The 26,105-nt window shown below is 72.9% G+C and carries 30 protein-coding genes and 1 pseudogene; 14 read left to right on the top strand and 17 right to left on the bottom strand.

Annotated features, from left to right (window positions below; translation table 11 throughout):
• Positions 1-80 precede the first annotated feature (80 nt).
• Positions 81-506 (top strand): SsgA family sporulation/cell division regulator, encoded by a 426-nt coding sequence (locus tag ACZ6EG_RS32430; protein ID WP_391972627.1) that lies wholly within the window; start codon positions 81-83, stop codon positions 504-506.
• Positions 507-513: 7 nt separating this feature from the next.
• Here ACZ6EG_RS32430 and ACZ6EG_RS32425 read toward each other — a convergent pair whose 3' ends face one another.
• Positions 514-939 (bottom strand): DUF6328 family protein, encoded by a 426-nt coding sequence (locus ACZ6EG_RS32425; RefSeq protein ID WP_391972684.1) that lies wholly within the window; start codon positions 937-939, stop codon positions 514-516.
• A 230-nt stretch (positions 940-1,169) separates the two neighbouring features.
• Here ACZ6EG_RS32425 and ACZ6EG_RS32420 point away from each other — a divergent pair, with 230 nt between their 5' ends.
• On the top strand, positions 1,170-1,517 hold the full coding sequence (locus tag ACZ6EG_RS32420; protein ID WP_366767698.1) for a hypothetical protein: 348 nt from the start codon (positions 1,170-1,172) through the stop codon (positions 1,515-1,517).
• A 15-nt stretch (positions 1,518-1,532) separates the two neighbouring features.
• Here ACZ6EG_RS32420 and ACZ6EG_RS32415 read toward each other — a convergent pair whose 3' ends face one another.
• The 5 genes from ACZ6EG_RS32415 to ACZ6EG_RS32395 all read right to left on the bottom strand — a co-directional run bounded on the left by ACZ6EG_RS32415 (position 1,533) and on the right by ACZ6EG_RS32395 (position 6,061).
• Positions 1,533-2,516: an aldo/keto reductase gene (locus tag ACZ6EG_RS32415; RefSeq protein ID WP_469610016.1), complete on the bottom strand. Its 984-nt coding sequence runs from the start codon at positions 2,514-2,516 to the stop codon at positions 1,533-1,535.
• A gap of 61 nt (positions 2,517-2,577) precedes the next feature.
• On the bottom strand, positions 2,578-3,795 hold the full coding sequence (locus ACZ6EG_RS32410) for an FAD-dependent monooxygenase (RefSeq protein WP_469610013.1): 1,218 nt from the start codon (positions 3,793-3,795) through the stop codon (positions 2,578-2,580).
• A 154-nt stretch (positions 3,796-3,949) separates the two neighbouring features.
• Complete coding sequence (locus tag ACZ6EG_RS32405) at positions 3,950-4,651, bottom strand: ribonuclease H family protein (RefSeq protein WP_469610011.1); 702 nt, start codon at positions 4,649-4,651, stop codon at positions 3,950-3,952.
• Positions 4,652-4,682: 31 nt separating this feature from the next.
• A complete protein-coding gene (locus tag ACZ6EG_RS32400; RefSeq protein WP_391972631.1) occupies positions 4,683-5,480 on the bottom strand; it encodes a VOC family protein in 798 nt (265 codons plus the stop codon).
• 98 nt (positions 5,481-5,578) lie between these two features.
• The gene (locus ACZ6EG_RS32395; protein ID WP_469610008.1) at positions 5,579-6,061 is read right to left on the bottom strand and encodes a VOC family protein; all 483 of its coding nucleotides are present in this window, start codon (positions 6,059-6,061) and stop codon (positions 5,579-5,581) included.
• Positions 6,062-6,330: 269 nt separating this feature from the next.
• On the opposite strand from ACZ6EG_RS32395, the gene ACZ6EG_RS32390 reads away from it, so the two are divergent.
• Positions 6,331-6,984, top strand: coding sequence for an ATP-dependent Clp protease proteolytic subunit (locus tag ACZ6EG_RS32390; protein WP_391972633.1), 654 nt, complete (start codon positions 6,331-6,333; stop codon positions 6,982-6,984).
• A gap of 1 nt (position 6,985) precedes the next feature.
• On the top strand, positions 6,986-7,588 hold the full coding sequence (locus ACZ6EG_RS32385) for a ClpP family protease (protein ID WP_391972634.1): 603 nt from the start codon (positions 6,986-6,988) through the stop codon (positions 7,586-7,588).
• A gap of 43 nt (positions 7,589-7,631) precedes the next feature.
• Here the strand turns inward: ACZ6EG_RS32385 and ACZ6EG_RS32380 are convergent, their stop codons facing one another.
• Positions 7,632-8,024, bottom strand: a complete 393-nt coding sequence (locus ACZ6EG_RS32380) for a helix-turn-helix domain-containing protein (protein WP_391972635.1) — start codon at positions 8,022-8,024, stop codon at positions 7,632-7,634.
• Between the two features lie 244 nt (positions 8,025-8,268).
• On the opposite strand from ACZ6EG_RS32380, the gene ACZ6EG_RS32375 reads away from it, so the two are divergent.
• Positions 8,269-9,156, top strand: coding sequence for an RNA polymerase sigma factor SigF (locus ACZ6EG_RS32375; protein WP_384700841.1), 888 nt, complete (start codon positions 8,269-8,271; stop codon positions 9,154-9,156).
• Positions 9,157-9,235: 79 nt separating this feature from the next.
• On the opposite strand, the gene ACZ6EG_RS32370 is transcribed toward ACZ6EG_RS32375, so the two are convergent.
• Entirely contained in the window at positions 9,236-9,691 is a 456-nt protein-coding gene (locus ACZ6EG_RS32370) for an ATP-binding protein (RefSeq protein ID WP_356610745.1), read from the bottom strand.
• Positions 9,692-9,835: 144 nt separating this feature from the next.
• On the opposite strand from ACZ6EG_RS32370, the gene ACZ6EG_RS32365 reads away from it, so the two are divergent.
• Both ACZ6EG_RS32365 and ACZ6EG_RS32360 read left to right on the top strand, forming a co-directional pair.
• On the top strand, positions 9,836-10,417 hold the full coding sequence (locus tag ACZ6EG_RS32365; protein WP_469610003.1) for a PRC-barrel domain-containing protein: 582 nt from the start codon (positions 9,836-9,838) through the stop codon (positions 10,415-10,417).
• The gene (locus ACZ6EG_RS32360; RefSeq protein ID WP_469610000.1) at positions 10,414-10,830 is read left to right on the top strand and encodes a PRC-barrel domain-containing protein; all 417 of its coding nucleotides are present in this window, start codon (positions 10,414-10,416) and stop codon (positions 10,828-10,830) included. The genes ACZ6EG_RS32365 and ACZ6EG_RS32360 overlap by 4 nt, the downstream gene beginning before the upstream one ends.
• A 145-nt stretch (positions 10,831-10,975) precedes the next feature.
• Here ACZ6EG_RS32360 and ACZ6EG_RS32355 read toward each other — a convergent pair whose 3' ends face one another.
• Positions 10,976-12,085: an ABC transporter substrate-binding protein gene (locus tag ACZ6EG_RS32355; protein ID WP_469609997.1), complete on the bottom strand. Its 1,110-nt coding sequence runs from the start codon at positions 12,083-12,085 to the stop codon at positions 10,976-10,978.
• 203 nt (positions 12,086-12,288) lie between these two features.
• Between ACZ6EG_RS32355 and ACZ6EG_RS32350 the strand changes: the two genes are divergently transcribed.
• Complete coding sequence (locus tag ACZ6EG_RS32350; protein ID WP_469609994.1) at positions 12,289-13,575, top strand: streptophobe family protein; 1,287 nt, start codon at positions 12,289-12,291, stop codon at positions 13,573-13,575.
• A 23-nt stretch (positions 13,576-13,598) separates the two neighbouring features.
• Here ACZ6EG_RS32350 and ACZ6EG_RS32345 read toward each other — a convergent pair whose 3' ends face one another.
• Positions 13,599-14,009 carry a hypothetical protein gene (locus ACZ6EG_RS32345; protein WP_391972640.1) on the bottom strand — a complete coding sequence of 137 codons (411 nt, stop codon included), beginning with the start codon at positions 14,007-14,009 and terminating at the stop codon, positions 13,599-13,601.
• Between the two features lie 377 nt (positions 14,010-14,386).
• On the opposite strand from ACZ6EG_RS32345, the gene ACZ6EG_RS32340 reads away from it, so the two are divergent.
• On the top strand, positions 14,387-14,767 hold the full coding sequence (locus tag ACZ6EG_RS32340) for a nuclear transport factor 2 family protein (RefSeq protein WP_391972641.1): 381 nt from the start codon (positions 14,387-14,389) through the stop codon (positions 14,765-14,767).
• A gap of 86 nt (positions 14,768-14,853) precedes the next feature.
• Positions 14,854-15,135: pseudogene (locus ACZ6EG_RS32335) on the top strand (DUF1905 domain-containing protein); the annotation flags it as partial.
• Positions 15,136-15,143: 8 nt separating this feature from the next.
• Here the strand turns inward: ACZ6EG_RS32335 and mgrA are convergent.
• Positions 15,144-16,136, bottom strand: coding sequence for an L-glyceraldehyde 3-phosphate reductase (mgrA, locus tag ACZ6EG_RS32330; RefSeq protein WP_391972643.1), 993 nt, complete (start codon positions 16,134-16,136; stop codon positions 15,144-15,146).
• A gap of 128 nt (positions 16,137-16,264) precedes the next feature.
• Here mgrA and ACZ6EG_RS32325 point away from each other — a divergent pair, with 128 nt between their 5' ends.
• Together ACZ6EG_RS32325 and ACZ6EG_RS32320 are read left to right on the top strand one after the other, a co-directional pair.
• Positions 16,265-17,149: a LysR family transcriptional regulator gene (locus ACZ6EG_RS32325; protein WP_356610736.1), complete on the top strand. Its 885-nt coding sequence runs from the start codon at positions 16,265-16,267 to the stop codon at positions 17,147-17,149.
• 25 nt (positions 17,150-17,174) lie between these two features.
• Positions 17,175-17,690: a mycothiol transferase gene (locus ACZ6EG_RS32320; RefSeq protein ID WP_391972644.1), complete on the top strand. Its 516-nt coding sequence runs from the start codon at positions 17,175-17,177 to the stop codon at positions 17,688-17,690.
• Here ACZ6EG_RS32320 and ACZ6EG_RS32315 read toward each other — a convergent pair.
• Both ACZ6EG_RS32315 and ACZ6EG_RS32310 read right to left on the bottom strand, forming a co-directional pair.
• On the bottom strand, positions 17,672-18,751 hold the full coding sequence (locus ACZ6EG_RS32315; protein ID WP_391972645.1) for an adenosine deaminase: 1,080 nt from the start codon (positions 18,749-18,751) through the stop codon (positions 17,672-17,674). The genes ACZ6EG_RS32320 and ACZ6EG_RS32315 overlap by 19 nt on opposite strands.
• Positions 18,752-18,795: 44 nt before the next feature.
• Positions 18,796-19,191, bottom strand: a complete 396-nt coding sequence (locus ACZ6EG_RS32310) for a VOC family protein (RefSeq protein ID WP_469609988.1) — start codon at positions 19,189-19,191, stop codon at positions 18,796-18,798.
• A 156-nt stretch (positions 19,192-19,347) separates the two neighbouring features.
• Here ACZ6EG_RS32310 and ACZ6EG_RS32305 point away from each other — a divergent pair, with 156 nt between their 5' ends.
• Entirely contained in the window at positions 19,348-19,806 is a 459-nt protein-coding gene (locus ACZ6EG_RS32305) for a pyridoxamine 5'-phosphate oxidase family protein (protein WP_391972647.1), read from the top strand.
• Between the two features lie 58 nt (positions 19,807-19,864).
• On the opposite strand, the gene ACZ6EG_RS32300 is transcribed toward ACZ6EG_RS32305, so the two are convergent.
• The 3 genes from ACZ6EG_RS32300 to ACZ6EG_RS32290 form a co-directional block, all read right to left on the bottom strand.
• Positions 19,865-20,956, bottom strand: coding sequence for a sulfite oxidase (locus ACZ6EG_RS32300; RefSeq protein ID WP_469609984.1), 1,092 nt, complete (start codon positions 20,954-20,956; stop codon positions 19,865-19,867).
• A 282-nt stretch (positions 20,957-21,238) separates the two neighbouring features.
• The gene (locus ACZ6EG_RS32295; RefSeq protein ID WP_469609981.1) at positions 21,239-22,129 is read right to left on the bottom strand and encodes a glycoside hydrolase family 19 protein; all 891 of its coding nucleotides are present in this window, start codon (positions 22,127-22,129) and stop codon (positions 21,239-21,241) included.
• 218 nt (positions 22,130-22,347) lie between these two features.
• Positions 22,348-23,670 carry an aldehyde dehydrogenase family protein gene (locus tag ACZ6EG_RS32290; RefSeq protein ID WP_391972650.1) on the bottom strand — a complete coding sequence of 441 codons (1,323 nt, stop codon included), beginning with the start codon at positions 23,668-23,670 and terminating at the stop codon, positions 22,348-22,350.
• Positions 23,671-23,826: 156 nt separating this feature from the next.
• Here ACZ6EG_RS32290 and ACZ6EG_RS32285 point away from each other — a divergent pair, with 156 nt between their 5' ends.
• Positions 23,827-24,885 (top strand): acyl-CoA dehydrogenase family protein, encoded by a 1,059-nt coding sequence (locus ACZ6EG_RS32285; RefSeq protein ID WP_391972651.1) that lies wholly within the window; start codon positions 23,827-23,829, stop codon positions 24,883-24,885.
• Here the strand turns inward: ACZ6EG_RS32285 and ACZ6EG_RS32280 are convergent.
• Positions 24,882-26,024, bottom strand: coding sequence for an LLM class flavin-dependent oxidoreductase (locus ACZ6EG_RS32280; protein ID WP_469609978.1), 1,143 nt, complete (start codon positions 26,022-26,024; stop codon positions 24,882-24,884). The two genes, ACZ6EG_RS32285 and ACZ6EG_RS32280, sit on opposite strands and share 4 nt — an antisense overlap.
• Positions 26,025-26,105 lie beyond the last annotated feature (81 nt).

Below are 26,105 nucleotides of genomic sequence, written 5' to 3'. Positions count from 1 at the left end.
GATTCACCCGTCTGCCCGAGCATCTTGCCGGTGAGCGGGGTACTAGAGGGCTCCACGTCCGTCCTCCGGAGGCCCCAGTCGTGAATTCCCTCGTGCACAAGACCCTGGTGGTGCAGCTCCAGGCGGGCGACGCAGAACGTTTCCCCGTGCTCGCCCATCTCGGCTACGACTCCGCGGACCCGTTCGCCGTCACCGTGGTCTTCAGCCACGACGGGCGCGTCCTCGCCCGCTGGTCGCTGGACCGGGAGATGGTGGGCGACGGGCTGACCCGCCCGGTCGGCGTGGGCGACGTGCGGCTGCGGCCCGAGTCGCGGGGCCTGTGGGACGAGCTGCGGATCGAACTGCTCGGCGACGCCCGGCCCGACGGAGGCCGCCACCACGCCGTGGTGTTCCTGTGGGCGGCGGCCGTCGAGGCCTTCCTGCGCGAGACCCACGCCGTGGTGCGGCCCGGGGAGGAAGAGGTGTGCGTCGACGACTTCCTCGCGGAGGTCATGGCCGAGGGCTGACGCGGACTCAGCTCGTCGTGTGGCGGTACCGGGTCCACAACGGGATGCCGAACCAGCACACCAGGTACCAGAACACCACCCCGGCCACGAGGTAGGGCACGAAGCCGTCGTGGGTCGCCACGCGCAGGATCAGCAGGAGCGAGGCGGTCGTCGTGGCGAGCAGCAGGACCAGGCCGAGCAGGGTGAGCCGGGAGGCCCACCGCACGGCCTGGGGCTTCACCCGCCGCCCGGCGACGATGCGGTGCAGGGACACGGGACCGATCAGGGCGCCGGTGGTGACGGCCCCGAGGACGACCGTCACCAGGTAGATCATCTGGTCGGTGTCCGAGAGGTCGTCGTACTTCGGGGTGAACACGACGGTGAGCAGGAAACCGAACAGGATCTGCACGCCCATCTGCGCGACGCGGACCTCCTGGATCAGCTCGGTCCACATGCGGTCCGCCCGCTCCTCCTCGGTCTCGTCGCGCCCTCTGCGCCGACCCGAGTTCGCTGTCGCGCCCTGGTCCGTCACGGTTCCTCCCGGTTGCCGCGGCCTGCGTTCCCTTCCCTCTTCCCGGGTTCTCCACCCTCAGACGCCGGGTCGGGACGACGGCGCCCGGTTTGAGTGATCAGCCCACGGATACACGGGCCCGGACCGACACGATTCCTGGGGAAGGGCGAAGCATGTCCGACACACAGCTCACCGTGACGCTCAGCGGTGGCGGCATCGACGACGCGCGGGCGATCGTGCGCGCACTGGAGGAGGTCTTCGGCGCACCCGACGGCCTCCCCGGCGACGAGCGGGCGACGGTGCGCACCGCGACCTTCGACTCCCCGGACGCGCCGCGGGCGGCCACGGCCGACCGGTCGGCCGGCGCCACCCTGTCGGAGCCGGTCTCGGTCACCGTCCAGGGCTCGCCGCAGGCCGTCGAGGCGGCGAGCGAGACGCTCGCCCACGCCTTCAGCACGAGGAACGAGGGAGCCGCCTCCGGCGACCAGGAGCGGGAACGGCAGCTGCTCCTGGTGCCGTGAGGTCGACGGGTACGCCTACCAGCGGCTCTCGACCTGGTCCCTGACCCGCCGGTCGTACAGGTCGCGGATCGCCGTGAGCGTCTCCTCGGACAGCTCCGGCAGCCGGGCCGCGTCCGTGTTGGCGCGGGCCTGTTCGGGCGAACGCGCACCCGGGATCACCGTGGTGACGCCGGGCTGCTGGATGATCCAGCGCAGCGCGAGCTGGGCCGGGGTGTACCCCTCGGGGGCGAGCGCGGCGAACTCCGCGGCGGCCTCCACTCCGGTGGCGAAGTCGACACCGGAGAAGGTCTCGCCCTGGTCGAAGGCCTCGCCGTGCCGGTTGAAGTTGCGGTGGTCGTTGGCCGCGAAGACGGTGTCCCTGGTGTACTTGCCGGACAGCAGGCCGGAGGCCAGCGGCACCCGGGCGATGATGCCGACGCCCGCCTCACGGGCGGCCGGCAGCACCTCGCGCAGGGGCTTCATCCGGAACGGGTTCAGGATGATCTGCACGCTCGCCACGTTCGGCCGGGCGATCGCGGTCAGCGCCTCGGCGCAGGTCTCCACGCTGACGCCGTACGCGGCGATGCGCTCCTCCTCGACGAGGGTGTCCAGGGCGTCGAACACCTCGTCGCTGGAGTAGACGGGGGTCGGCGGGCAGTGCAGCTGCACCAGGTCGAGGACGTCCACGCCGAGGTTGCGCCGGGAGCGGTCGTTCCACTGCCGGAAGTTGTCGAGTACGTAGTTCTGCGGGATCTGCTCGACCCGGCGGCCCATCTTGGTGGCGATCAGCACGTGCAGGTCGGGCCGGCCGCGCAGGAACCCGGCGATGGTCTCCTCGCTGCGCCCGTCGCCATAGACGTCCGCGGTGTCGAAGAACGTCACCCCGGACTCGGCGCCCGCCTCCAGCACCGCGAGGGCTTCCTTGTCGTCGACGTCCCCCCAGTCGGCGCCCAGTTGCCAGGTGCCGAGTCCGACCACCGAGGCGTGCTGATCCGACCTGTCGAAAGTGCGCTCGTCCATGGCGACAGTCTGTCACCCGGAGCGCTCCCGCAGCGCGCCGGGACCTGCCGTCGGGGCTCGCCTAGTCGCGCGCGGCGAGTTTCCGGGCCTGCACCGTGCGCGCGATCCTGGGTCCCAGCCAGCGCTTGAGCCGGCGCAGTGCCTCCAGCCGGCCGGCCGCCCGGTCGAGCCGGTGGTAGAGCCGGGGCGGGACGTACGGCAGCAGGGGCGAGTGGCGCTGGCCGAGCAGGGCGAACATGTGCTCCGGGGGGAGGCGGATGTAGCGGGGCAGGTTCTCGTACCACTGCGCGCTGTGCCGGGCCGCGCTCTGCACCGGGAGCAGGGCTTCCTTGCGTTCCCGCTCGTAGTGGGCGAGGGCCTGCGGGAGGGTCGCCCGTTCGCGCAGGGCGGCGGACAGGGCCATGGCGTCCTCCAGGGCGAGCGTGGTGCCGGCGCCGATGGAGTAGTGCGTGCTGTGCGCGGCGTCGCCCAGCAGGACGAGGTTGTCGCGGTACCAGGTGCGGTTGGTGAGGGTGCGGAAGGTCAGCCACGCGCCACTGGCGCCGGCCGCGGACCGCCCGGTGAGCGGGTGGCCGTCCAGGACGTCGGCGAAGAGCTTCTCCAGCACGGTCAGGGCTTCGGCCTCGTTGGCCCGGTCCAGCCCCAGGCCGGTCCAGGTCTCGGGCGCGCACTCGACCACGCAGGTGCTGCCCTCGGGGCCGTAGCCGTAGCCGTACGCCCAGATCCAGCCGTGCTCGGTCTCGGTGAACGCGAAGGTGAAGGCGTCGAAGACCTTGGTGGTACCGAGCCAGGCGTAGTGGTTGCGCCCGGCCCGGACCTCGGTGCCGAAGTGACCGGCGTGCCGGGTGCGCAGGGCGCTGCCCACGCCGTCGGCGGCCACGACGAGGTCGGCGGGGGGCAGGTCGGCGGCGTCGACCTCCAGGTCGAACTCCAGGCGCACGCCGAGGGACCGGGCTCGGGAGGCGAGGATCTCCAGGAGCCGGTGGCGGCCGATGCCGAAGCCCTCGTCGCCGCGGTGGCGGGCCTGCTCGCCGTCCACGTGGGCGACACCGTCCCGCCAGCGCACGGAGTGCTCCTCGACGGCGCGCGCGGACTCGGGGTCGTGTGCGTGGAGCCGGTCGAGCAGGCCCCGCCAGTAGGTCACGCCCCAGCCGTAGGTGGATCCCTCCGGGTTGCGTTCGTACACGGTGATGTCGTGGGAGGGGTCCTGCAGCTTCAGCAGGATCGACAGATACAGGCCGGCGGGTCCGCCACCGACGCATGCGACCTTCACACTCACCCCTGGAATGCCATCAAAACGGTCATATGGGGTGGCAGGTTAGCAGGCGGACGCACCGCGGGGAGGACGCGACGGCGGGCGGCGGTGATGCACCGCGGTGGCCCCGCCGGGAACGACTTCAGGGTGTGCGCGGTGGGGTGCGGGCGGCCCGGTGCTAGCCGGCCGCCGCCGTACGGCACTCGGGGTGGCCCCAGCCCTGGTCGTTCTTGGCGATGGGTTCCCCTGCGGCGTAGGAGCGGCCGCAGAGGCACCGCCCGGGGAACTTGGCCTTGATGGTGCGCGCGGAGGCGCCGCCGCTCTTGCGGGCCGTGGACGCGCCCCGGCGCGGTGCCTTCTTGACGGCGGGCGCGTCGGGGGCGGGAGGCGGCTCCGGGGAGCCGAGGCCGCTGCCCGCCGGCTCCTGGACGACGGCGGCCTGGCTGGCGGCGCGGTCGGCGAAGTCGTTGAGGCGGTCGCCGTCCACCTGGTGGGCGGGCACGTAGCGGAAGTCGACCGAGCGGCCGTCGAGCAGCTCGTCGATGCGCACGACCAGTTCCTGGTTGGCGACCGGCTTGCCGGCGGACGTCTTCCAGCCGTTGCGCTTCCAGCCGGGCAGCCAGGTGGTGACGGCCTTCATCGCGTACTGCGAGTCCATGCGGACCTCGAGCGGCACGTCCGGTTCGGTCGACGCCAGCAGGCGCTCCAGCGCCGTGAGTTCGGCGACGTTGTTGGTGGCCCGGCCGAGCGGGCCCGCCTCCCAGCGGACCGGGACCTCGCCCGCGTCGGCGACCACCCAGGCCCAGCCGGCCGGACCCGGGTTCCCCTTCGAAGCCCCGTCGCACGCGGCCACCACACGTTCACGCATGCGTCCGATCATGCCATGGCGCCGGGGGTCGCCCGGACGGGGTTCAGGAGACGTCCGTGACCTTCGGCATCTCCCCTTCCGTCTTCGTGAGGTCGATCACCGAGAAGGTGGCGCCCTGCGGGTCGCCGAGCGCGGCGAACCGGCCGAAGGGAGTGTCCATCGGCCCGAACCGCAGGACCCCGCCGAGCGCGGTGGCGCGGGCCACGGCGGCGTCGCAGTCGGCGACGGTGAAGTAGACGTTGATGTGGGGCGGCACCTCGGGCGGGAATTCGTCCGTCATGGCCATCCGACCGAGGACGGTGTCCTCGCCCAGGTCGAAGAGGCGGAAGTCCACCCCGTCGTCCTCCATCTGCTTCGCCGTGTAGGAGAAGACGGCGGGGAAGAAGGCGTCCGACTTCCCGGGCTCACGGGTGAACACCTCGGCCCAGCAGTACGCGCCGGGCGCCGCCGTCGCCTCGAAGCCCTCGTGGGTGCCGCCCTGCCAGATCCCGAAGACGACGCCCGACGGATCACGCGCCAGGCACATGGTGCCGAAGTCGTCGACCCGCATCGGCTCCATGACGATCTCGCCGCCCGCCTCGCGGATGCGCCCGGCGGTCGCCGCGGCGTCGGGGGACGCGAAGTAGAGGCACCACTGCGCCTGCTCCTCCTGGCCGGGCATGGGCGGCACCACGGCCGCGACCGCCTTGCCGTCGGCATAGCACTGCGTGTAGTTGCCGTACTCCGACGAGGACTCGCCGAAGGTCCAGCCGAGGACGTCGCCGTAGAAGCGCTTGGCTCCTTCGAGGTCGCCGAACATCGCGTCGGCCCAGCAGGGGGTTCCTTCAGGTTGGACGGCCATGACCGCCGCCTCCCGTGCGATTGGGTGAATGGTCCGGATGGTGGGGCGCTCGTCTCCTCACGCTAGTCATCCCCGCCCGCCCCCGCGCGGCGGCGGGCTCATTCCCCGGCGTACGCCTTCTCCAGGGCGGCGATGTCGAGCTTGCGCATCGACATCATGGCCCGGTTGGCGCGCGCGGCCTTCGCGGCGTCCGGGTCGCGGAACATCTCCTCCAGCCGCGCCGGGACGACCTGCCAGGACACGCCGAACCTGTCCTTGACCCAACCGCAGGGCCCCTCCTCGCCGCCGTCCTCGGTGAGCGCGGTCCAGTAGTGGTCCACCTCCTTCTGGTCGTGGCAGGTGATCTGGAAGGAGACGGCCTCGTTGAACGTGAACATCGGGCCGCCGTTGAGCGCGACGAACTTCTGGCCGTTGGCCGTGAAGTCGACGGTGAGCACGTTGCCGGCGGGCTGGTGCGCCCCCTCGGGGTAATGGGTGACGGCGCCGAGGCGGGAGTTCTCGAAGAGGGAGACGTAGAAGCGGGCGGCCTCCTCCGCCCGGCCGTCGAACCAGAGACACGTGGTGAATCCGTCGGTGTCCATGCGAACCTCCTGGGCGTGCGAACACGGTCACCACTGTCGACCGGCGCGGGCCGGAGAACTCATCGGTCGGGCGCCGCCGATCCGGACGGCGGGAGCGATTCGCTCGTGACGGCGGGACTGGTCTGCTCCTGACGGCGGGAGTGGTCTGCTCGTGGCGAATCTGCCGCGGGCAGAGAAGACCGCGCGCGGGGCCGTGGCGGGCCAAGAGTGGAGGGACAGCGGCATCCCGGCCGCGTACGGCTCACTCGACGACTCGACAAGGAGCGCCGATGTCTCCACTCACCACCGGCCCGGTCCCGGCCGCCCCGCCCCGGGCGGAGGAGGGCGACACCCCCGCGACCCGCTTCGACGACCACCTGGCCGCACAGCTGCTGACGCAGCGGATCGTGCTGCTGGGCACCCAGGTCGACGAGGTCTCCGCGAACCGGGTCTGCGCCCAACTGCTGATCCTGTCGGCGGAGGACCCGCGCACCGACATCAGCCTCTACATCAACAGCCCCGGCGGCTCCGTGCACGCGGGGCTCGCCATCTACGACACGATGCGGCTGATCCCGAACGACGTCTCGACGCTCGCCATGGGGTTCGCCGCCAGCATGGGGCAGTTCCTGCTGAGCGTCGGCGCGGCGGGCAAGCGGCACGCCCTGCCCAACGCGCGGATCATGATGCACCAGCCGTCGGCGGGCATCGGCGGGACCACCGCCGACATCGAGATCCAGGCCGACAACCTGGAGTTCACCAAGCGCACCATCGAGCGGATCACCGCGGAGCACACCGGTCAGAGCCCGGAGACCATCTCCCGGGACGGGGACCGCGACCGCTGGTTCACGGCCGAGGAGGCCAAGGAGTACGGAATGGTGGACCAGGTCGTCCAGTCCCTCGCGGACGTGCGCCCGGCCGCCACCAGGCGACGGATGGGGCTGTGACATGGGGAGCTACACGATTCCGAGCGTCGTCGAGCGGACCCCGCAGGGTGAGCGCTCCTACGACGTGTTCAGCCGGCTGCTGTCGGAGCGGATCATCTTCCTGGGGACCGAGATCGACGACGGTGTGGCCAACGTCGTGATCGCACAACTCCTCCACCTGGAGTCGTCGGCCCCGGAGAGCGAGATCGCGATCTACATCAACTCCCCCGGCGGCTCGTTCACGTCGCTGATGGCGATCTACGACACGATGACGTTCGTGCAGGCGCCGATCTCCACGTTCTGCGTCGGGCAGGCGGCCTCCACGGCGGCGGTGCTGCTGGCCGGCGGGGACCCGGGGCGGCGGTTCGTGCTGGAGCACGCGCGGGTCCTGCTCGGACAGCCGGCCAGCGGCGGACGACAGGGCACGGTCTCCGATCTGGCGCTGCAGGCCAAGGAGATGGTGCGCATCCGCGCCCAGGTCGAGGAGGTGCTGGCCCGCCACACTCACCACGACGTGACGACGCTGCGCGCCGACATGGACCGCGACAAGGTCTTCACCGCCGAGGAGGCCGTGGCCTACGGGCTGGCCGACGAGGTGCTCGGCCGGCGCCTGGCGCGGGTGTGAGGGGCCGGGCCGGCGTCCGCGGGACGCCGGCCCGGTACGGCGGTCAGGCCGCCAGGCACATCCCGTCGCGCCGGGCGGCGGACGTACCGCGGGCCCGGCTCGTGCCGGTGTGCCGCGAGGTGAGGCGGACCAGCTCCCCCTGGGCCCGCGCCAGCAGATCACCGAGCCCCAGTCCGAGGGCGCCCGCCGCGGCGGCCAGCACCTCGGACGACGCCTCCTTGCGTCCGCGCTCCACCTCCGAGAGGTACGGCATCGAGATCCGGGCTGTCTCCGCGACCTCCTTCAGGGTGCGTTCCTGGGCGAGGCGCTCACGGCGCAGGACGTCCCCGACCAGATCGCGCCACAGGGGCTCCCTGGCGGCGGGGCGGGCTCCTGGGCGCGCGGGCTGCGGGCGCAGGGCGATGACACGGGCTTCGTTCGGCAGATGGCTGGTCACCTCCTCAGCCTAGGAGCAGGGCCGCGCGAGGGAAGGGGTCGGTATTCCGCCCAGAGGGAAATCCGCGGGTGCCACTCCCTGTGGACGGGACTACCCTGGAGAGTGACAGATCACGTCAAGACGCCGTGGCACCGTTTTTCGGCCACCCGTGAAACACGGGGGCATGGGCCGCCGCGCCCCGGGTACCCGCGAGCGGGAAGCGCCTAGGGAGAGACGTCGAACCGTGACTTTCGTGGGAGAGGTAATGGAGACCGCCGTGATCCGGCCGAAAGCACAGGTCGTCGGGGAGACAACCGGGAGCAGGACGGGTGACGGAGCACTGCTGGGCGTGGTGGACCCGCGCGCCGTGGCTCCGCGCGACGCACGGCAGCTGTCCCGTCAGTTCTTCCAGCGTCTGACGGAACTCGAAGAAGGCACCCACGAGTACCAGTACGCGCGCAACACCCTGATCGAGATGAACATGTCGCTCGTGCGGTTCGCCGCCGGCCGCTTCCGCGGGCGCGGGGACGACATGGACGACATCGTCCAGACCGGCATGATCGGCCTGATCAAGGCCATCGACCGGTTCGAGCTGTCGCGCGAGGTGGAGTTCACCTCCTTCGCGCTGCCGTACATCGTCGGCGAGATCAAGCGCTTCTTCCGTGACACCACCTGGGCCGTGCACGTGCCGCGGCGCCTGCAGGAACTGCGGGTGGAACTGGCCAAGGCCCGCGAGGAACTCTCCTCCCGGCTGGACCGGGAACCCACCGTCGCCGAGCTCGCCACGCTGATGAACATCAGCGAGAGCGAGGTCGTCGAGGGCCAGATCGCCTCCAACGGCTACAACTCGTCCTCGCTGGACGCGGCGCTGACCGGGGACGGTCCCGAGGGCGGCGAGTCGGTCCTGGCCGACTTCATCGGCGTCGAGGAGGACGGGCTGCGACTCGTCGAGGACTTCCACTCGCTCGCGCCGCTGATGGCCGAGCTCAGTGAGCGCGACCGGCAGATCATCCACATGCGGTTCGTCGAGGAGGCCACGCAGGCGGAGATCGGTGAGCGGCTCGGCTGCTCGCAGATGCACGTGTCGCGGCTGATCAAGCGGATCATCACCCGGCTGCGCGAGGGCATGCTGGGCGAGCTGGGCTGCGCCTGACGCCGGATGCGCCGGATGCGCCGGACGACAGGGCGGAGATCGCGGAGGTCGCCCCACACTCGGAGGTGGGGCGGCACGCTCAGGCTTCGGTGAGGGGAATCGTCGCTCGCACCCGCTTGCCGACCGGCACGTGTTCGACGACGACCGCCTCCGCCAGGGCGTGGACGATCTCCAGTCCGTGGCGACCGACGCGTTCGGGGTCACGCGGGAAGCGTTCGGGCACGGCGCCGCTGCTGTCGTAGACGGTCACCGCCACGGTGGCGTCCGTGCCCTCCAGTTCCAGGATGTACGGACCCTTGCTGTGGCGGTCCGCGTTGGTGATCAGCTCGCTCACCACGAGCAGGACCGCGCCGTCGGCACGGGGGCCGATCGTGGCGCACCACTCGGTCCTCAGCTGCTCCAGGAACAGCGAGGCGAAGGCACGTGCCTGCGCAATGCATCCCGGCTCGCCGGAGTAGTGCGCCGCCTGCCTCAGCGGATCAACGGGTACGTCGAAACCAGTCGGTATCACTGCCCCGTCCAGGAACTCGGTCATGCGTTTCTCTCTCGAAGCCGGACTGGCCGGACGCTGCTGCACCTGCCCTCGTACCCCGAGCCCGGCCTCGCAGTCCTCACGTCTTCACACTGCGGGCATTGTCACAGTGTCGCGGGGCACCCGGAGGTACGGGAAGGGTGTGCGATGAACGAACTGATGACCGCACGAAGCCTCACCACCCGGCCGGTGGTCACCCTCGGCGGCGACGCCGTCGCCCATGTGAAGGACACCGTATGCGACGACGCCGCGAGCCGGATCACCGGTTTCACCCTGACCGGCCGCGGTCTGCTGTCCGGGCCCCTGAAGGAGGGTCTGCCCTGGTCCTCCGTGTACTCGCTGGGCCATGACGCGGTGATGATCCGCGACCGCCGGGCACTGGCGGCCGCCGCCGCGCTCGCGCACCGGCCGACCCTGCGGGCCCGGCTGGTGGGGGCGCCCGTGGTGACGGACACGGGTGCCGAGATCGGCACGGTGCTGGACGTCGTGGTGGAGGGCGGCACCGGCGGGCGGGTCATGGGCTTCCGGGTGGCGGCGAGCAAGGGCTTCGCCCCGGGACCCACCCGGCACCGGCGCAGGGTGTACGTGCCGCGCGGCGAGACGCTGACGGTGGCCGGCCGGGCCCTGGTCCTGCCCCTGGCCGCGGTCCGGCATGTCGCCGACGACCTCCCGGGGCTCACCGCCGTGGTCGCCGATGCCACCGGCCGGCGGAGGAGTGCGCTGCCGTGATGCTCTTCACCGAGGTGCGGGGGCTGCCGGTGGTGCCGGCGGCCGGGGCGGGGCCGCTCGGCACGGTGGCGTCCCTGACCATCGACATCGCCTCCGGCGCGGTGAGCCATGTCCGTCTGCGGGGCGGTCCCTTCCGCAAGGGAGCGGTGCTGCCGTGGGACGCGGTGCGGACGATCGGCCCGGGCGCCGTACGGGTCCGTTCCGCCGCGGCACCCGCATCCGTCCCGCACCGCCACGAGCTGCTGGGCCGGCAGGTCCTGACCGATGCGGGCGCCGGGCACGGCACGGTGCTCGACGTGGCGTTCGTGCCGGAGACGGGCCGGATCCTCGCGGTCCTCACCACGCGGGGCGAGGTGCCCGCCGGCCGCCTGCTGGGGCTGGGCGACCACGCCCTCGTCGTCAGGGAGGGCTGACACCGCACGGAAGGGCACGGTGAGGCGCGGCCCACGCCGCCTCGCTCCCCGGCCCGCAGGTTCACCACTGCCTCACAGCCTGCGCGCTCTTCAGCCCGCCGTTCACCACCGCCCCGCGGCCACCACGCTCTCCGGCCGCGCGCTCTCAGCCGGTGTGCAGGACCCGGAAGCGGCCGGGGGCCGCCGGGTCCCGGTCCACGACCTGGACCGGCGCCCAGGACCATTGCCACACGCTGATGCCCGGCGCACGGGAGAACCGGATCGGCCCCCGCGTGCCCTCGACCGCGGCGTGCGGCCAGGCTCCGGCGGTGCCCGACCGGTCCGCGCCGCGGGTACGCAACACCTCGGCGAGGACCGCCACGGTGTCGTAGCCCTCGAAGGCGACGAAGGAGGGCGCCTCGGCGAGTCGCTCGCGCAGGGCGGCCTCGACCCTGGTGCCGAAGGGACCGAGCCGCTCGGGCAGGTAGCGCAGGAACGGGACCGCGGCGCCCTCGCGGCCCAGCGCGGTGACCCACTGCGCGAACTCCGGCTGCCCGGCCGGAGCACCGATCAGAACCTCGCCGAGACGCGGGTCGCGGCGGACGGCCCTGACGAGGGACACCGCCGGCTCCGGGTGGCCGACCAGCAGCAGGAGCGCCGTGGCCCGGCACGCGACGACTCCGTCGCACACGGCGGCGGGGGCGAGCGTACGCGCGTCGAGGTCGATGACGGTGCCGCCGCGGGGCTCGAGGTGGTCCCGCAGAAGGCGTGCGCCGGACTCCCAGTAGACGCTCGGTTCGGCTGCCACGGCGATCCGGCGGTGGCCGGCGCCGAGGAGGAAGTCCGCGTAGGTGCGCCAGCCGTGGGACTGCGCCGGGGCGAGGCGCGCCACCCAGGGTGTCGGGCGTTCGGTGAGCGCGTCCAACACCGCGGAGGAGCAGAGGAACGGCAGGCCGAGGGCGTCGGCCCGCGCGGCCGCGGCGCGGGCGACGACGCTGTGGTACTCCCCCGCGAGGGCCGCCACGCCCAGGCCCGCCAGTTCGTCCACGGCCGCCGCGGCCCTGTCCGGGTCGGCCGCGGTGTCCCTGACCACCAGTTCGAGCGGCCGGCCGGCGATCCCCCCGGAGTCGTTGACCTCCCGCACGCCCAGTCGCAGCCCGGTGAGCAGGTGGTGGCCCGCCTCGGTCCAGCCGGGCCGGCTCAGCGGCGCGAGAGCGCCGATCCGCACACGGGGCCCGCCGGTCCGGCCCGGGGGTGCCGGGGGTGGTGTACGCATGTGCCGATGTCTCCCGTGTGACGCGCCGGTCGCCGGTCGCCCGACCGCTCGGCGGTCATTGCATCCACCGCCGTCGCCGTGGGGCAACCGATTATCGGCGCTCCGCGCCGTCCGGCTCCGCGCGTCACCGTCGCGGGTACGGGCCGGGCGCGGACGGCCGTGTCGGGCGGGCGGGACCGGCGGCCGCTGCTTAGCGTGACAGTGTGAGTTCGCGAACCCCCTCCGGTCCCCCCGGTTCGGAAGTCGCCGCGCACGGCTGGCTCCAGGCTCTGGGGGTGGTGCTGGCCGGGCTGATCGCCATGGGGGTCGTGGCCGCGCTCGGACTGTGGGCGGCCGGCGCCGCGGACCTGCCCGACAACGCCTTCCCCCGGGTCGTCACGGCGACCGTCGTCACCGCCGTGGGCGGGGCCCTGGAGCTGTCCGGGGACGCCGGAGGATTCGCGGACACCGATGCCGGACTGACCGTCATGCCGCTGTCCGTCACCCTGACCGGGGCGTTGGTGATCGCGCTGGGATTCCTGCGGCCGCTGCGTCGGCGGGCCGTCGCCTCCGCGGCCGAACTGGCCGGCTGGGCCGGCCGGATCGCCGTCCTGTGGCTGCTCGCCCTGCTCGGACTGGCCTTCGCGGCGCGGCAGACCTTCGAGGTGTCCCTCGGGGAAGGGGTGCTGAGCGACCTCGGCGACCTCTTCGGCGTCAGGCCGACGGTCGGGTTCACCACGGACGTGCCGCTGACCGTCCTCTTCGGACTGCTGTGGCTGGCGGGGGTGCTCCTGCTGGCCCTGCTGGTCTCGCCCCGGGCGCCGCTGCCCGGACGGCTGGTGCGCCATCTGCCCTCGGTGCGTCCGACGGCGTACGCGATGACCGCCTTGCTGCTCGCGTACGTCGTCGTCGGCGGTGTCGTCGGGCTGGTCGTCGCCGGGACGCGGGGGCACCCGGCAGACACCTTCGCGGTGCTGCTGCTCGGCCTGCCGAACCTGGCGTGGCCGGCGCTGACGATCGGTCTGGGCGCCACCTGGGAGGGACGGGTGGAGGGGCCGTTCGGCCTGCCCATGCCGCACGTCCTCGACGAGGTGCTGCGCACGCCGGACGTGTCGACGCTGAACCTCGGGACGCTCGCCGAGCGCGACGGGCGGTGGTGGTGGCTCCTGGTGGCCGCGGCGGTCCTGCTCCTGGCGGCCGGGTTCCTGCTGGCGTCCCGCGCTCCGGCCGGGACACCGGCCTGGGTGCACTCCCTGCACATGGCGGTGGCGCTCGCGCTCGCGGTCCTCATGATCACGCTCGTCGGGCGGATTTCCGCGCACTACGGTCTGTCGGTGCTCGGCATCGGTGACCTGGCCGGCGGGCTCGCCGGGGAGCTGTTCCTGCGGCCGCGGCTGCGGAGCGCGGTCGGTCTCGCCCTGCTGTGGGGGCTGGTCACGGGGTTCCTCGGCGCGTCGCTCGCGCGGTGGGCGGCCCGGCGGGCCGGCCGGGAGGCACCGCCCCGGGGGTGAGGCCGCGCGGTCTCGGTCCCGGCTCAGGCGACGGGGACGACCAGGGGCGGAGAGGCCCGCTGCATGCGCAGCGCGTCCACGGACTCGGCCATGAGCTCGTACTCGGTGGTGTCGTCACTGGTGGCGACGCGTACCAGGCGTCCTGCCGCCAACTCGTCGGCGACCAGCTCCTGTTGTACGTCGTCGGCGCACCAGGTGCGCAGTACGCGCGAAACGTCGGGCGCGTCGTCGGCGACCGGAGTCAGGGCGCCGCGGGGTAAGTGGGGGCTGTCGGGCTGCGGGTCGAGCCGTTCGGCGATCCAGGACGCACGGTCGCGCAGCCACCACAGGGCGAGGGCGAGGGTGGGGGCGCGGTAGGTGCCGAGAGGGACGCCGATGCGCCGGCCGCCACAGACGCCGTAGGCGGTGACATGGCACAGGAACTCGTCGTGCACTGCTCCCCTCCCCGTCGCCCGGCCCGCCGGCCGGTCGGGCCGGTGCCCGCGTGACTCGTGTGCGGTGCGTGAGGACGTTGTCGCATGGTGTGAGATGCCCTAGAGGTGAGTATGTTCAGTGCTGAACCACTGTCACCATGAATTTCCGGCCAGTCTCCTGGCATATTCACGGTCATTGGTGGCCGAAACCCTACGACGGACGACCCCGCCTCCACCGGCCCGGCACCCGCGTCTCCCGCCACCCCCGAGGGGGACGGGCATGACCCCCGGGGTAATCGACGGCGGCGACGGCCGCGGGCAGGGTTGCGTCATCGGGTCGCCGCTACCGGCACCCGGTTGCTGACCAGCAGACACCGTCTCGATGGAGGTCGATCGCCATGTCCGCTCCCACCACCCGTTTCGAGGACGCCGTCACCCGCTACTTCGAGGCCTGGAACGCCGGGCCGGACGCCGTGGCCCAGGCGGTCGCCGCGGCCTGGACCAATGACGGCAGCTACACCGACCCGCTGGCCGACGCCCGCGGCCACGAGCAGATCGCGGCCGTGATCGCGGCGGTGCACGAGCAGTTCCCCGGCTTCGTCTTCCGTCCGTCGGGCGCCGTCGACGGGCACCACGACACGGCGCGCTTCTCCTGGGAGCTGGTGAGCGGGGCCGACGGCTCGGCGCCGGTGGCCGGGTCCGACGTGGTCACGCTGGACGGCGAGGGACGGATCCGAGCCGTGTTCGGCTTCCTGGACCGGGTGCCCACCGGGGCGTGACCGTCCACGGTGGGAGCGATGAGTTCCACCGCCCCCGGGGGTCCACCCGGAAAGGGACCACCGAAACCCCTGGGAGCGAAGCCGTCATGACAACGAACCGATCCCTCGACGAGGTATTCACCGCCCCGCTGCTCAAGAGCCCGAACGAGGGTGGCTGGACCTATCTGGTCTGGCCGAGGTCCGCCGAGTTCTTCGGCACGCGCGGACTGGTGAAGGTCCGCGGCACCATCGACGGGCACGCGTTCCGCAGCTCCTTCATGGCGCTGGGCGACGGCACGCACAAGCTGCCGGTGAAGGCCGCCCTCCGCCGGGCCATCGGCAAGGCGGAGGGCGACACGGTCACGGTCCGGCTGGAGGAACGGCTCGGCAGAGCGCCCTACCGCGCGACGATCCTGTCGATCCGGGCCAGCTCGTCGGCGCCGAAGGCGAGATTCCCGATCGCCGACACGCTGTCCTCCAGCTGCCGCGGGCTGCTCGCGCCCACCAGCGCGGACGTCACCCGGCCCTCGCGCAGGACCCAGGCGAGGGCCATCTGGGCGAGCGACTGGCCACGGGACTGCGCGACCTCGTTCAGCTCGCGCAGCTTGCCGACCAGTTCCCCGGTGAGCGCGTCGGAGTTCAGGAAGGGGCTGTCGCTCGCGGCGCGCGAGTCCTCGGGGATGCCGTCGAGGTAGCGGCCGGTCAGCAGGCCCTGCTCCAGCGGGGAGTAGGCGATGGACCCGGCCTGGAGCTCGTCGAGGGTGTCCAGGAGGCCGCTGGTCTCGGGGCGGCGGTCCAGCATGGAGTAGCGCGGCTGGTGGATCAGCAGCGGGGTGCCCAGCTCGGCGAGGATGCGCGCGGCCTCGCGGGTCTGCTCGGGCGAGTAGTTGGAGACGCCGACGTACAGCGCCTTGCCCTGCTGCACCGCGGTGTGCAGGGCGCCCATCGTCTCCTCCAGGGGAGTCTCCGGGTCGGGGCGGTGCGAGTAGAAGATGTCGACGTAGTCCAGGCCCATCCGGTTCAGGCTCTGGTCGAGGGAGGACAGCACGTACTTGCGCGAGCCCCACTCGCCGTACGGGCCCGGCCACATCAGGTAGCCGGCCTTGGTGGAGATGACCAGCTCGTCGCGGTACGGCGCGAAGTCGGCCTTCAGCGCCTCGCCGAGCGCGGACTCGGCGGAGCCGGGCGGGGGGCCGTAGTTGTTGGCGAGGTCGAAGTGGGTGACACCGAGGTCGAAGGCGCGGCGCAGGATGGCGCGCTGGGTCTCCACGGGACGGTCCGGGCCGAAGTTGTGCCACAGGCCGAGCGAGAGCGCGGGGAGCTTCAGGCCGCTGCGTCCGGTGCGCCGGTAGGGCATGTCCGCGTAGCGGTCGGGGTGTGCGGTGTACAACGCGACTCCAGAGGGGTTGGCACCCGGGGTACGGGGCTTGGGCGGAACCGTCCCCCACTCTGTCGTGACCTGCGGGCAGTGGTCCAACAGAAGAATCCGATGGGATTGTGCGGTTACGCTTCTGAGTCATGGAACTGCGTCATCTCCAGCACTTCGTGGCGGTCGCCGAGGACCAGCACTTCACCCGGGCGGCGGAACGGCTGCTGGTCTCCCAGTCCGGCCTCTCGGCGTCCATCCGGGCCCTGGAGCGCGAGCTGCGGGCGCCGCTGTTCGTGCGCACGACGCGCAGTGTGACGCTGACGGAGGCCGGCCGGGCGCTGCTGGGCGAGGCGGAGCGCATCCTGGCGCAGGTCCGCTCGGCGCACGAGGCGGTCGCGGCGGTGCAGGGCGTCCTGCGCGGCACGCTGTCTCTGGGGGCCGAGCAGTGCATCGCCGGCGTGCCGGTGGCGGGACTGCTCGCGGCGTTCCGGCGCCGGCACCCGGACGTGGAGATCAGGTTGCGGCAGGCGGGCTCGGGCGAGCTGGCGGAGGAGGTCGGGGCCGGGCGGCTCGACCTGGCCTTCGCCTACCGGACGCAGGACGACACCGACCAGTTGCGGTCGGTGTCGCTGGCCGGCGAGCCGATGACCGTGCTGTGCCACCCCGGCCACCGCCTCGCGACGGCCGGCGCGGTGCGCTCCCCGCACGACCTGGCCGACGAGGTCTTCGTCGACTTCCACCCCGACTGGGGTCCGCGCCGCGTCACGGACGCGGCCTTCGCCGCGGCCGGCGTGCGGCGGACCGTCGCGCTGGAGGTGAACGACGTGCACGGTCTGCTGGACCTGCTCGACGAGGACCTCGGCATCGCGGTCGTACCGCGGCACTTCCGGCACAAACGGGCCTCGCTGACCTCGCTCCCGTTGGAGGACAGCGACGAGACGGCGTACGAGACCATCGCCCTGCTGCCGCCCGCGCAGGCCACCAGCCCGGCGGCGCGGGCGCTCATGGGGCTGCTCGAAACGGGGAGCGTGTGACGGCGGACTGCGCGATGGTGGACGCATGCATGCGAAGGACATCCTCATCGAGGGCTACGGCCGCATCCGGGAAGAAGTCCACTCCGCCGTCGAGGGCCTGGACCCCGACGGCCTGAACGCCCGCCCCGGCGACGGCGCCAACTCCGTCGCCTGGCTCGTCTGGCACCTCACCCGCGTCCAGGACGACCACGTGGCGGACGCCTTCGGGCTCGACCAGGTGTGGCTCACCGCGGAGTGGGAGAAGCGGTTCGGCCTCGGGCTGCCACCCGAGGACACCGGGTACGGGCACAGCGCGGCGCAGGTCGCACGGGTGCGGGTCGACTCGGCGGAGCTGCTGACCGGCTACTACGACGCCGTGCACGAACAGACGCTCACGGCCCTGCGCTCCCTGGCCGCGAAGGACCTGGAGCGCGTCGTCGACGAGAACTGGGATCCGCCGGTCACGCTGGGCGCACGCCTGGTCAGCGTCCTGTCCGACGATCTCCAGCACGTCGGACAGGCCGCCTATGCGCGCGGACTGGTTCAGAGCGCCGCGGCGTAACCCGGCAGGACGACGTCCTCGATCAGGGCCCTGCGCTCGTCGAACGGGATGAAGGCGCTCTTCACCGCGTTCACGGTGACCGTGCGCAGGTCCTCGACCGTCCAGCCCGCCTGCTCGACCAGCAGGGACATCTCTCGGGTCATCGTCGTGCCCGACACGAGGCGGTTGTCGGTGTTGACGGTGACGCGGAAGCCGAGGTCCTTGAGCGCCGTGACGGGGTGCTCGGCGATCGAGGTGGCGGCGCCGGTCTGGAGGTTGGAGGTCGGGCACATCTCCAGGGCGATCCGGCGGTCGCGGATCCAGCCCGCGAGGCGGCCCAGCTTGCCGGCCGCGAGGTCGGGGATGTCGTCGGTGATGCGCACCCCGTGCCCGATGCGCTGGGCGCCGCACACCTGGATCGCCTGGTGGATGCTGGGCAGCCCGTGCGCCTCGCCGGCGTGGATGGTGAACGGCACGTTCTCGCGGCGCAGGTGCGCGAAGGCGTCCAGGTGGTCGGCGGGCGGGAAACCGTCCTCGGCGCCCGCGATGTCGAAGCCGACGACGCCCGCGTCCCGGTAGGCGACCGCGAGGTCGGCCGTCTCGCGGGTGCGGTCGAACATGCGCATCCCGCACAGCAGGGTGCCGACGCGGACCGGCGTACCGGCGGCAGCCGCCTTGGCCATGCCGCCCGCCAGGCCCTCCTGGACGGTCTCGACGACCTCCGCGAGGGTGAGACCGCCCTTCAGCATCAGCTCGGGGGCGTAGCGGACCTCGCCGTAGACGACGCCGTCGGCGGCGAGGTCGAGGACGTACTCCTCGGCGGTGCGCAGCAGCCCCTCGCGGGTCTGCATCACGGCGAGGGTGTGCTCGAAGGTGGCGATGTAGCGCACCAGGTCACCGGAGTTGGCGGCCTCGACGTACCAGGCGGCCAGCTCGTCGGGGTCGGTCGTGGGCAGGGTGTGTCCGACGCTGCGCGCCAGTTCCACGACCGTCGAGGGGCGCAGGCCGCCGTCGAGGTGGTCGTGCAGCACCGCCTTGGGGAGGCGGCGGAGGGTCTCGGTGTCTATGCGCGTAGATGACATGTGCGGCGGTTCCTCGGCGGTTAGGTGCGGGGATTCGGGACGGGTCAGGAGGCGGACGGCTGGAGCAGGTCCCAGCGGTTGCCGTACAGGTCCTGGAAGACGGCGACCGAGCCGTAGGGCTCGTGCCGGGGAGCCTCCAGGAAGGTCACGCCCGCGGCGGTCATGCGGGCGTGGTCGCGGGCGAAGTCGTCGGTGTACAGGAAGAAGCCGACACGGCCGCCCGCCTGGTCGCCGACCCTGGCCCGCTGAGCCTCGCCCTTGGCCCGGGCCAGCAGCAGCGCGGTGCCGGCGCCCTCCGCGCCGGGCTCGACGACGACCCAGCGGGAGCCGTCGGGCCGGGGCGCGTCCTCGGCGAGGCGGAAACCGAGGGCCTCGGTGTAGAAGCGGATCGCCTCGTCGTAGTCGTCGACGACGAGGGTGACCAGGGCGATGCGTCTCATCGGAGCCTTTCGGGAGGGACGATTGACGGGAGAGGTTATACGTAAAACCTAACCCCGCGCCAGTCCCGGGCCGGTCCGCGCCGGTCCCGCGCCGGTCTCCGGTCCTACGTCTCGGGGCCGAGGCGCGGGCGGCGCCCGCGCACTAGCGTCACGATCATGGAGATCACCGCACCACCGCGCCCGCCCGCGCGCCGCCGGCAGGACGTCCTGGACCGACTGGAACGGGAGATGGACATCTGGGTCGCCACGGCGGACTCCGACGGGCTGCCGTGCCTGGTCCCGCTCTGGTTCGTGTGGCACGAGGAGTCGATCTGGCTCTGGACCCGGCCCACCAATCCGACCGGCCGCAACCTGCGGGACGGCGGCCGGGCCCGGCTGGCGCTGGGTCACACCCGTGATGTCGTCCTGATCGACGGCGAGGCGGAGACCTTCGGCGCGCGTGAGGCACCTCCGGCGGCGGCCGGGGCGTTCCTGGCCAAGACCGGCTGGGACCCGCGCGCGGAGAGGGCGCCCTACGCCTGTTTCCGGGTGCGCCCGCTCGCGGTGCAGGCCTGGCACGAGCAGCACGAGCTGAAGGGCAGGCATCTCATGCGGGACGGTTCCTGGGCCGTGTAGCGGACCACCGGTCGCCGTCCGAGCGGGAGGACGAGGTCAGCCGCGGAGACGGACGTGGTCAGCCGCAGCGGACGCGGGTGCGCGGCCACGAGGTGTTGGTGTAGCCCTTGGGGTTCCACAACCGCCCGGGCGACTCGGGCATGACGGTGCCGGCCGAGTCCCACGCGCGGGCGACGATCTCCACGTCGCCGTGCGGCAGGTCCAGCGTAGTGCGCCACTGCTGCCACACCCACGGGCCGGCGGCCGCGCTCACGTCGGCCCGTCGCCAGGTGCCGCCCGAGTCGTGGGAGACGTCGACGCGGGCGACGGTGCGGCCCTGGCCGGCCAGGGCGTAGCCGGTGACCGGCGTCGGGCCGCACGGCAGGCGGGCCCCGTCGTCGGGTCGCAGGATCGCGCAGTTCAGCGTGAGCGGGCCGAGCGGGAGGCCGCCCCCGTCCAGGGCGGCGGTGCCCGGATCCGTACCGGTCGGGGGCAGGCGGTAGGCGACGGCCTGGAAGTAGTTGTCCGAGGGGGTGCCGCGGACGGTCACGCGGGTCAGCCACTTGACGCTGCGCGCGCCGATCCACCCCGGGACGACCGCACGCAGCGGCGCTCCGTGCACGCGCGGCAGCGGTGCGCCGTTCATGGACCAGGCGAGGAGGACCTCCGGGGCCAGCGCCTTGGCGAGCGGGACGGAGCCGCCGTAGGGCTGCGGCGGACGGGCGAGCGGGGAGACGTCCGGTGCGGCGAAGGCGACATGTGCGGCCCCGGGCCGCGGACGGGCGTCGGCGAGAACGTCGGCCAGGCGGACGCCGTGGAAGCGGCCGGTGGAGATCGCGCCCGGACCCCACGGGGTCTCGCCCGGTATGTCGCGCACCTCGGTCAGGCCGGTCCGCCGGTTGCCCGCGCACTCAAGGGTGACCTCGACGTCCGTGGGCTTCCATCGCGTGCGCAGGTCGTCCAGGGTCAGGGTCAGGGGGTGGTCGACCAGTCCGTCCACCTCCAGCCTCCACCTCGCCGGGTCCGCCGCGGGGACCGGGCCGTGGTTGCGGCTGTAAAAGGTGTCCACGGGGGTGAGGTGCGCGTCGGCCAGCGCGGAGCGGGGCGGCTCGGCGTTGAACGGGTCACGCTCGTGCACCGTCATGTCGTCCCGCTTGCCCCACAGGCCCATGTGTCCCGATTATCCGCTTCCGCCCCTACGGCCGCCCGTCGCCGCCCGTCGCCGACGGAACGCGGCCGTCGCGGCCGGTTCCGGTGCGGAGCACCCACGTCCCGGGCGCCCACCGCCCGAGCTGCACGGCGTACGGGCCTGCGCCGGGGTGAGGTGCGTCGGCGCGGCCACTGCGGCTGTGCCCCTGTCGGCACGGCGGCACGGCCCCGTCACCGCGGCCGGCGCGGGGAGCGGTGACGGGCGCGGTGACGGGGCCGAGGCGGCGGACGGGCCCGGCGCGGCTCAGCAGTAGAGGTTGCCGCCCGGTGAGACGCCGAGGATCTGGCTGAACTGCTGGTACTTGGTGACGCGGCTCTGGACCTGCGCGGGGTTCTTGCCGTCGCACTCCAGGGAGCCGTTGATGGAGCGGATGGTCTTGCCGAAGCCGGCGCCGTTCACCATCGCGTTGTGCGGGGTCATGCTCCCGGGTCCGGACTGGGTGTTCCAGTACCACAGGGCCGTCTTCCAGGCGACGGCCGCGTCGTTCTGCACCAGCCAGGGGTTGCCCAGCAGGTCGATGCCCAACGCGTCGCCCGCGGCCTTGTAGTTGAAGTTCCAGCTGAGCTGGATCGGCCCGCGCCCGTAGTAGGCGGCCTGTCCGGCGGGGCAGCCGTAGGGCTGGCCCCAGTCGCAGTAGTGCGGGTAGTTCGCGGTGTTCTGCTCGACGACGTGGACGAGTCCGCCGGTCTCGTGGCTGACGTTGGCGAGGAAGGCCGCCGCCTCCTGCTTCTTGGTGGCGTCGCCGCCGGTGTTGGCGAACCCGGGGTAGGCGCTGAGCGCGGCGGTGAGGCCGCGGTAGGTGTAGAAGGAGTTCCGGCCCGGGAACATCTGGTTGAACTGGGCCTCGCTCACGACGAAGGTGCCGACCGGCGTCCCGGGGCCGTTGTCACAGGCGTACGGCTCCCAGTACCAGGTGCTGATGATCGGGTCGTAGCCCGGGTTGGCGTGCTCGGCGATGTAGGCCTTGCCGTCGGTGTAGCGGACGATGTCGCCCGCGTTGTACGACCTGCCGGCCGTCCAGCTCGGGTAGCTCGAGCAGGCGGCGGCCGACGCCTCGGTGGCGGGCAGGAGCACGGGCACGGCTCCGGCGAGGGCGAGTGCGGTCACCAGTGCGGATATACGGCGCCTCGACACGGGTCTGCCTCCTTCGGCGGGGCACGGCCGCTCCCGTACAAGGACAGGGAGGAGCGGAGCCTTGTGCGCACGTGCCGGTCGGACCGGCCACGGCGTGGGGGCGGCCGTGGTGGGGGGTGTGGAGGCACACTCAACCGTGTTGGTCTGTACCAGTCAAGGGTGTAGACCAGTTCAACCCGGCCGGTGGGCGGCCGGGTTGGCGTGGCGGCGTGACGCGGTCAGGCCAACGGCTTCTTCAGCACGGCCTTGCGGTGGCTGAAGGTCTCGATGGACCAGCGACCGTGGTAGCTGCCCATGCCGCTCTCCCCCACCCCGCCGAACGGCAGGTCGGAGACGGTGAGATGGGCGAGCGGCAACCCGTGGCCGAGGCCGCCGGAGGAGGTCTCGGCGGCGAACCGCTCCCGGGTCCCGTCCGACGCGCTGAAGACGTAGAGGGCCAGCGGCTTGTCGCGGTCGTTGACGAACGCGATCGCCTCGTCCACGCCGGACACGGTGACGATCGGCAGGATCGGCCCGAAGATCTCCTCGCGCATCACCGGCGCGTCGGGGGCGACGTCGGCGAGGACGGTCGGCGCGATGTACTTCCGCGCCCGCTCACTGTCGCCGCCGACGACCACCCGGCCGGAGTCCAGCAGGCCGGCCAGCCGGTCGAAGTGGCGCTCGTTCACGATGCGCGCGTACTCCGCCGACCCGGCGGGGTCGGCTCCGTACAGCGCCTCGACGGCGCGGACCAGCGCGGGCTCCAGCGCGGCGGCGGTCTCCGGATCGGTCAGGACGTAGTCCGGGGCCACGCAGGTCTGGCCCGCGTTCAGGAACTTGCCGCCGGCCAGCCGGGCGGCGACGACGTCGAGGTCGGCGTCGCGGTCAACGAACGCCGGGGACTTGCCGCCCAGTTCGAGGGTGACCGGCGTGAGGTGCTCGGCGGCGGCGCGCATGACGATCCGGCCGACCGTGCCGTTGCCGGTGTAGAAGATGTGGTCGAAGCGCTCGGCGAGCAGCGCCGTCGTCTCCGGGACCCCGCCCTCCACCACGGCCACGGCCTCGGCGTCCAGGTACTCCGGCAGCAGCCGGGCCAGTACGGCGGAGGTGGCCGGCGCCAGCTCGCTGGGCTTGGCCACCACCGCGTTGCCCGCGGCCAGGGCGCCGGCCACCGGGGCGAGCAGAAGCTGCACCGGGTAGTTCCAGGGCGCGATGACGAGGACGACGCCCAGCGGGTCGTACTGCGTCCAGGCGGTGGCGTCGGCGCCGAGGTGGGCCGGGACGGGGGCGGGCTCGGGGCGCAACCAGTCGGTGAGGTGGTCGAGGGTGTGGTCGATCTCGCGCACGGTGAAGCCGATCTCCGTCCGCTGGGCCTCGGCCGCGCTCTTGCCTAGGTCCGCGTGGAGCGCGGCCTCCAGCTCCGGTCCCTGCTCCGTCAGCAGGGCGCGCAACCGGCGCAGCTGGGCGGTGCGCCACGCGACGGGCTTGGTGCGGCCGGTGCGGAAGGTGGCGCGCAGCCGGGCCACGACCTCGGCGGGCCGCTCGGGGGCGGAGTGGTTCACGATGTGCCTCGCAGTGGGGGGAAGACGGTCGCCGGACAGTAGATGCAATAACCAACCTTTCATGCCGAGAAATGATTCCCCCCTCGGCGACCCGCCGCGAAGCCTCTCCCCCGTGGCTCCCTCGTCACGGGACGCCCTGATCGCGAGAATCGCCGCATGACCACCACCGCACCCCATCCGCTCGTCGCCGAGGCCCGCCGGCTCGCGGACGGCCTGCTCGCCCCCTCCGCACAGCACGTGGACCAGGACGTCGTGCCCGCGAGCCACATCGACGCGGTACGGCGCTCGGGGCTGCTGGGCGTGAGCGCTCCCGAGGAGTACGGCGGGGCGGGCGCCCCGGACCCGGTGGCCCGGGAGGTCGCGGAGATCCTGGCCGGGGCGTGCTGTTCCACCTGGTTCGTGCAGACCCAGCACCACACGCCGGTCCGGTTGCTGGCGAAGGCGGAGCCCGGGCTCCCCGCCCGGGAACGTCTGCTGCGGCCGCTGGCGACCGGCGGACTCCTGGCCGGCATCGCCTACGCCCACGTCCGCTCCGTCGCCCGCACCCCGGTGCGGGCCGCCGTGGAGCGGGGCGGCGTGCGCTTCGACGGCACCGTGCCCTGGTACACCGGCTGGGGCCTGAACGACGTGATGCTGCTCGCGGGCGTGACCGAGAGGGACGAGGTCGTCTTCGCCTTCGTCGACGCCCGCGAGCAGCCGGGACTGCGTCCCTCGCCGCCCCTGCGGCTCGCGGCGCTGACGGCCTCCCGCACGGTCTCCGTGGAGCTGGACGCCCTGTGGGTGCCGCGGGAGGCCGTGGTGCTGCGCACGCCCCGTGAGGAGTTCGCCCGGGTCGACCTGCCCCGCAGCACCCACACCTCACCCGCCGTCTTCGGCGTGGCCCGTGCCGCGCTGGACCTGCTCGGCGACTCCCCGGACGAGCGGAGGACCGCCGACGCGCTGCGCTCCCGGCTCGACGAGCTGCGCACGCGGGCGTACGCCCTCGCGGACCGTCCCGACCCCCACGAGCACGTCGAGGAACGGCTGGCGCTGCGCACCCGGGCGTACGACCTCCTGCGGGCGGCCACCACGGCGGCGGTCGTCAGCGGTGGCGGACGTGCCACGAGCCTGGACAGCCCCGCCCAGCGGCTCGCCCGGGAGGGGATGTTCCTGCTGGTGCAGGGCCAGACGGCGCCGGTGCGCGCGGCGCATCTGGCCGCGCTGGCCGGCCTCTAGACGGCGACCGGCACCGGCACGTCGCTGTCCGCCTCCGCCCGCGCGGGATGACGCCACAGGCCCCGTGCGGCGAGGCGGGGCAGGACGCCCTCGCCGAACCAGTAGGCCTCCTCCAGGTGCGGGTACCCGGAGAGGACGAACTCGTCGATGCCGAGCGCGTGGTACTCCGCGATCCGGTCGACGACCTCCTCGTGGCTGCCGACCAGGGCGGTGCCCGCGCCGCCGCGCACCAGGCCGATGCCCGCCCACAGGTTGGGGTGGATCTCCAGGTCGCCGCGGGCCCCGTGGTGCAGGGCGAGCATCCGCCGCTGCCCCTCCGACTCGCTGCGGGCGAGGCCGGCCTGCACGGCCCGTACGGTCTCGGGGTCGAAGCCGTCGAGGAGCCGGTGCGCCTCCGTCCAGGCCGCCTCCGCGGTGTCCCGCGTGATCACGTGCAGCCGGACGCCGAAGCGCAGGGTACGGCCCTGCTCCGCGGCCAGCCCGCGCATCCAGGCGATCTTGGCGGCGACCTGCGCGGGCGGCTCGCCCCAGGTCAGGTACACGTCCACGTGCCGGGCGGCGACCTGTCCGGCGGCGGGCGAGGAGCCGCCGAAGTACACCTCGGGCACGGGGTCGGGCGTCCGGACCAGCCGCGCCTCCTCGACCTGGAGGTGCCGGCCGCGGAGGTTCACCGTGCCGCCTTCCCACAACTCCCTGACGACCTGCAGGAACTCGCCGGTGCGACGGTAGCGGGCGTCCTTGTCCAGGAAGTCGCCGTAGGCCCGCTGTTCGCGGCTCTCACCGCCCGTGACGACGTTCAGCAGGAGCCGTCCGCCGGTCTGCCGCTGGAAGGTGGACGCCATCTGCGCCGCGAGCGTGGGCGAGAGCAGGCCGGGCCGGAAGGCGACGAGGAACTTCAGGCGCTCGGTCGCCTGGGACACCATGGCGGTGGTCAGCCACGCGTCCTCGCACCAGGCGCCGGTGGGCGTGAGCGCGCCGACGAAGCCCAGATCCTCGGCGGCACGGGCGATCTGGCTCAGATAGGCCACCGTCGGCGGCCGGTCGCGCCCCGAGTCGGTGGCGGGGGCGCCGTGGCCACCGCCGACGACGTCGCGGCTGTCGCCGCTGGTGGGCAGGAACCAGTGGAAGGTGAGGGACACGGGGATCTCCTTCGAGGACGCGGTGCACGACGGTGGGGTCAGTGCACGGCGGGCGGGTCGGGTCGTGACGGACGGCCCGGC

The organism is Streptomyces sp. NPDC041968, from assembly GCF_055589025.1.
This window is presented reverse-complemented; position numbering and strand designations above follow the sequence as displayed.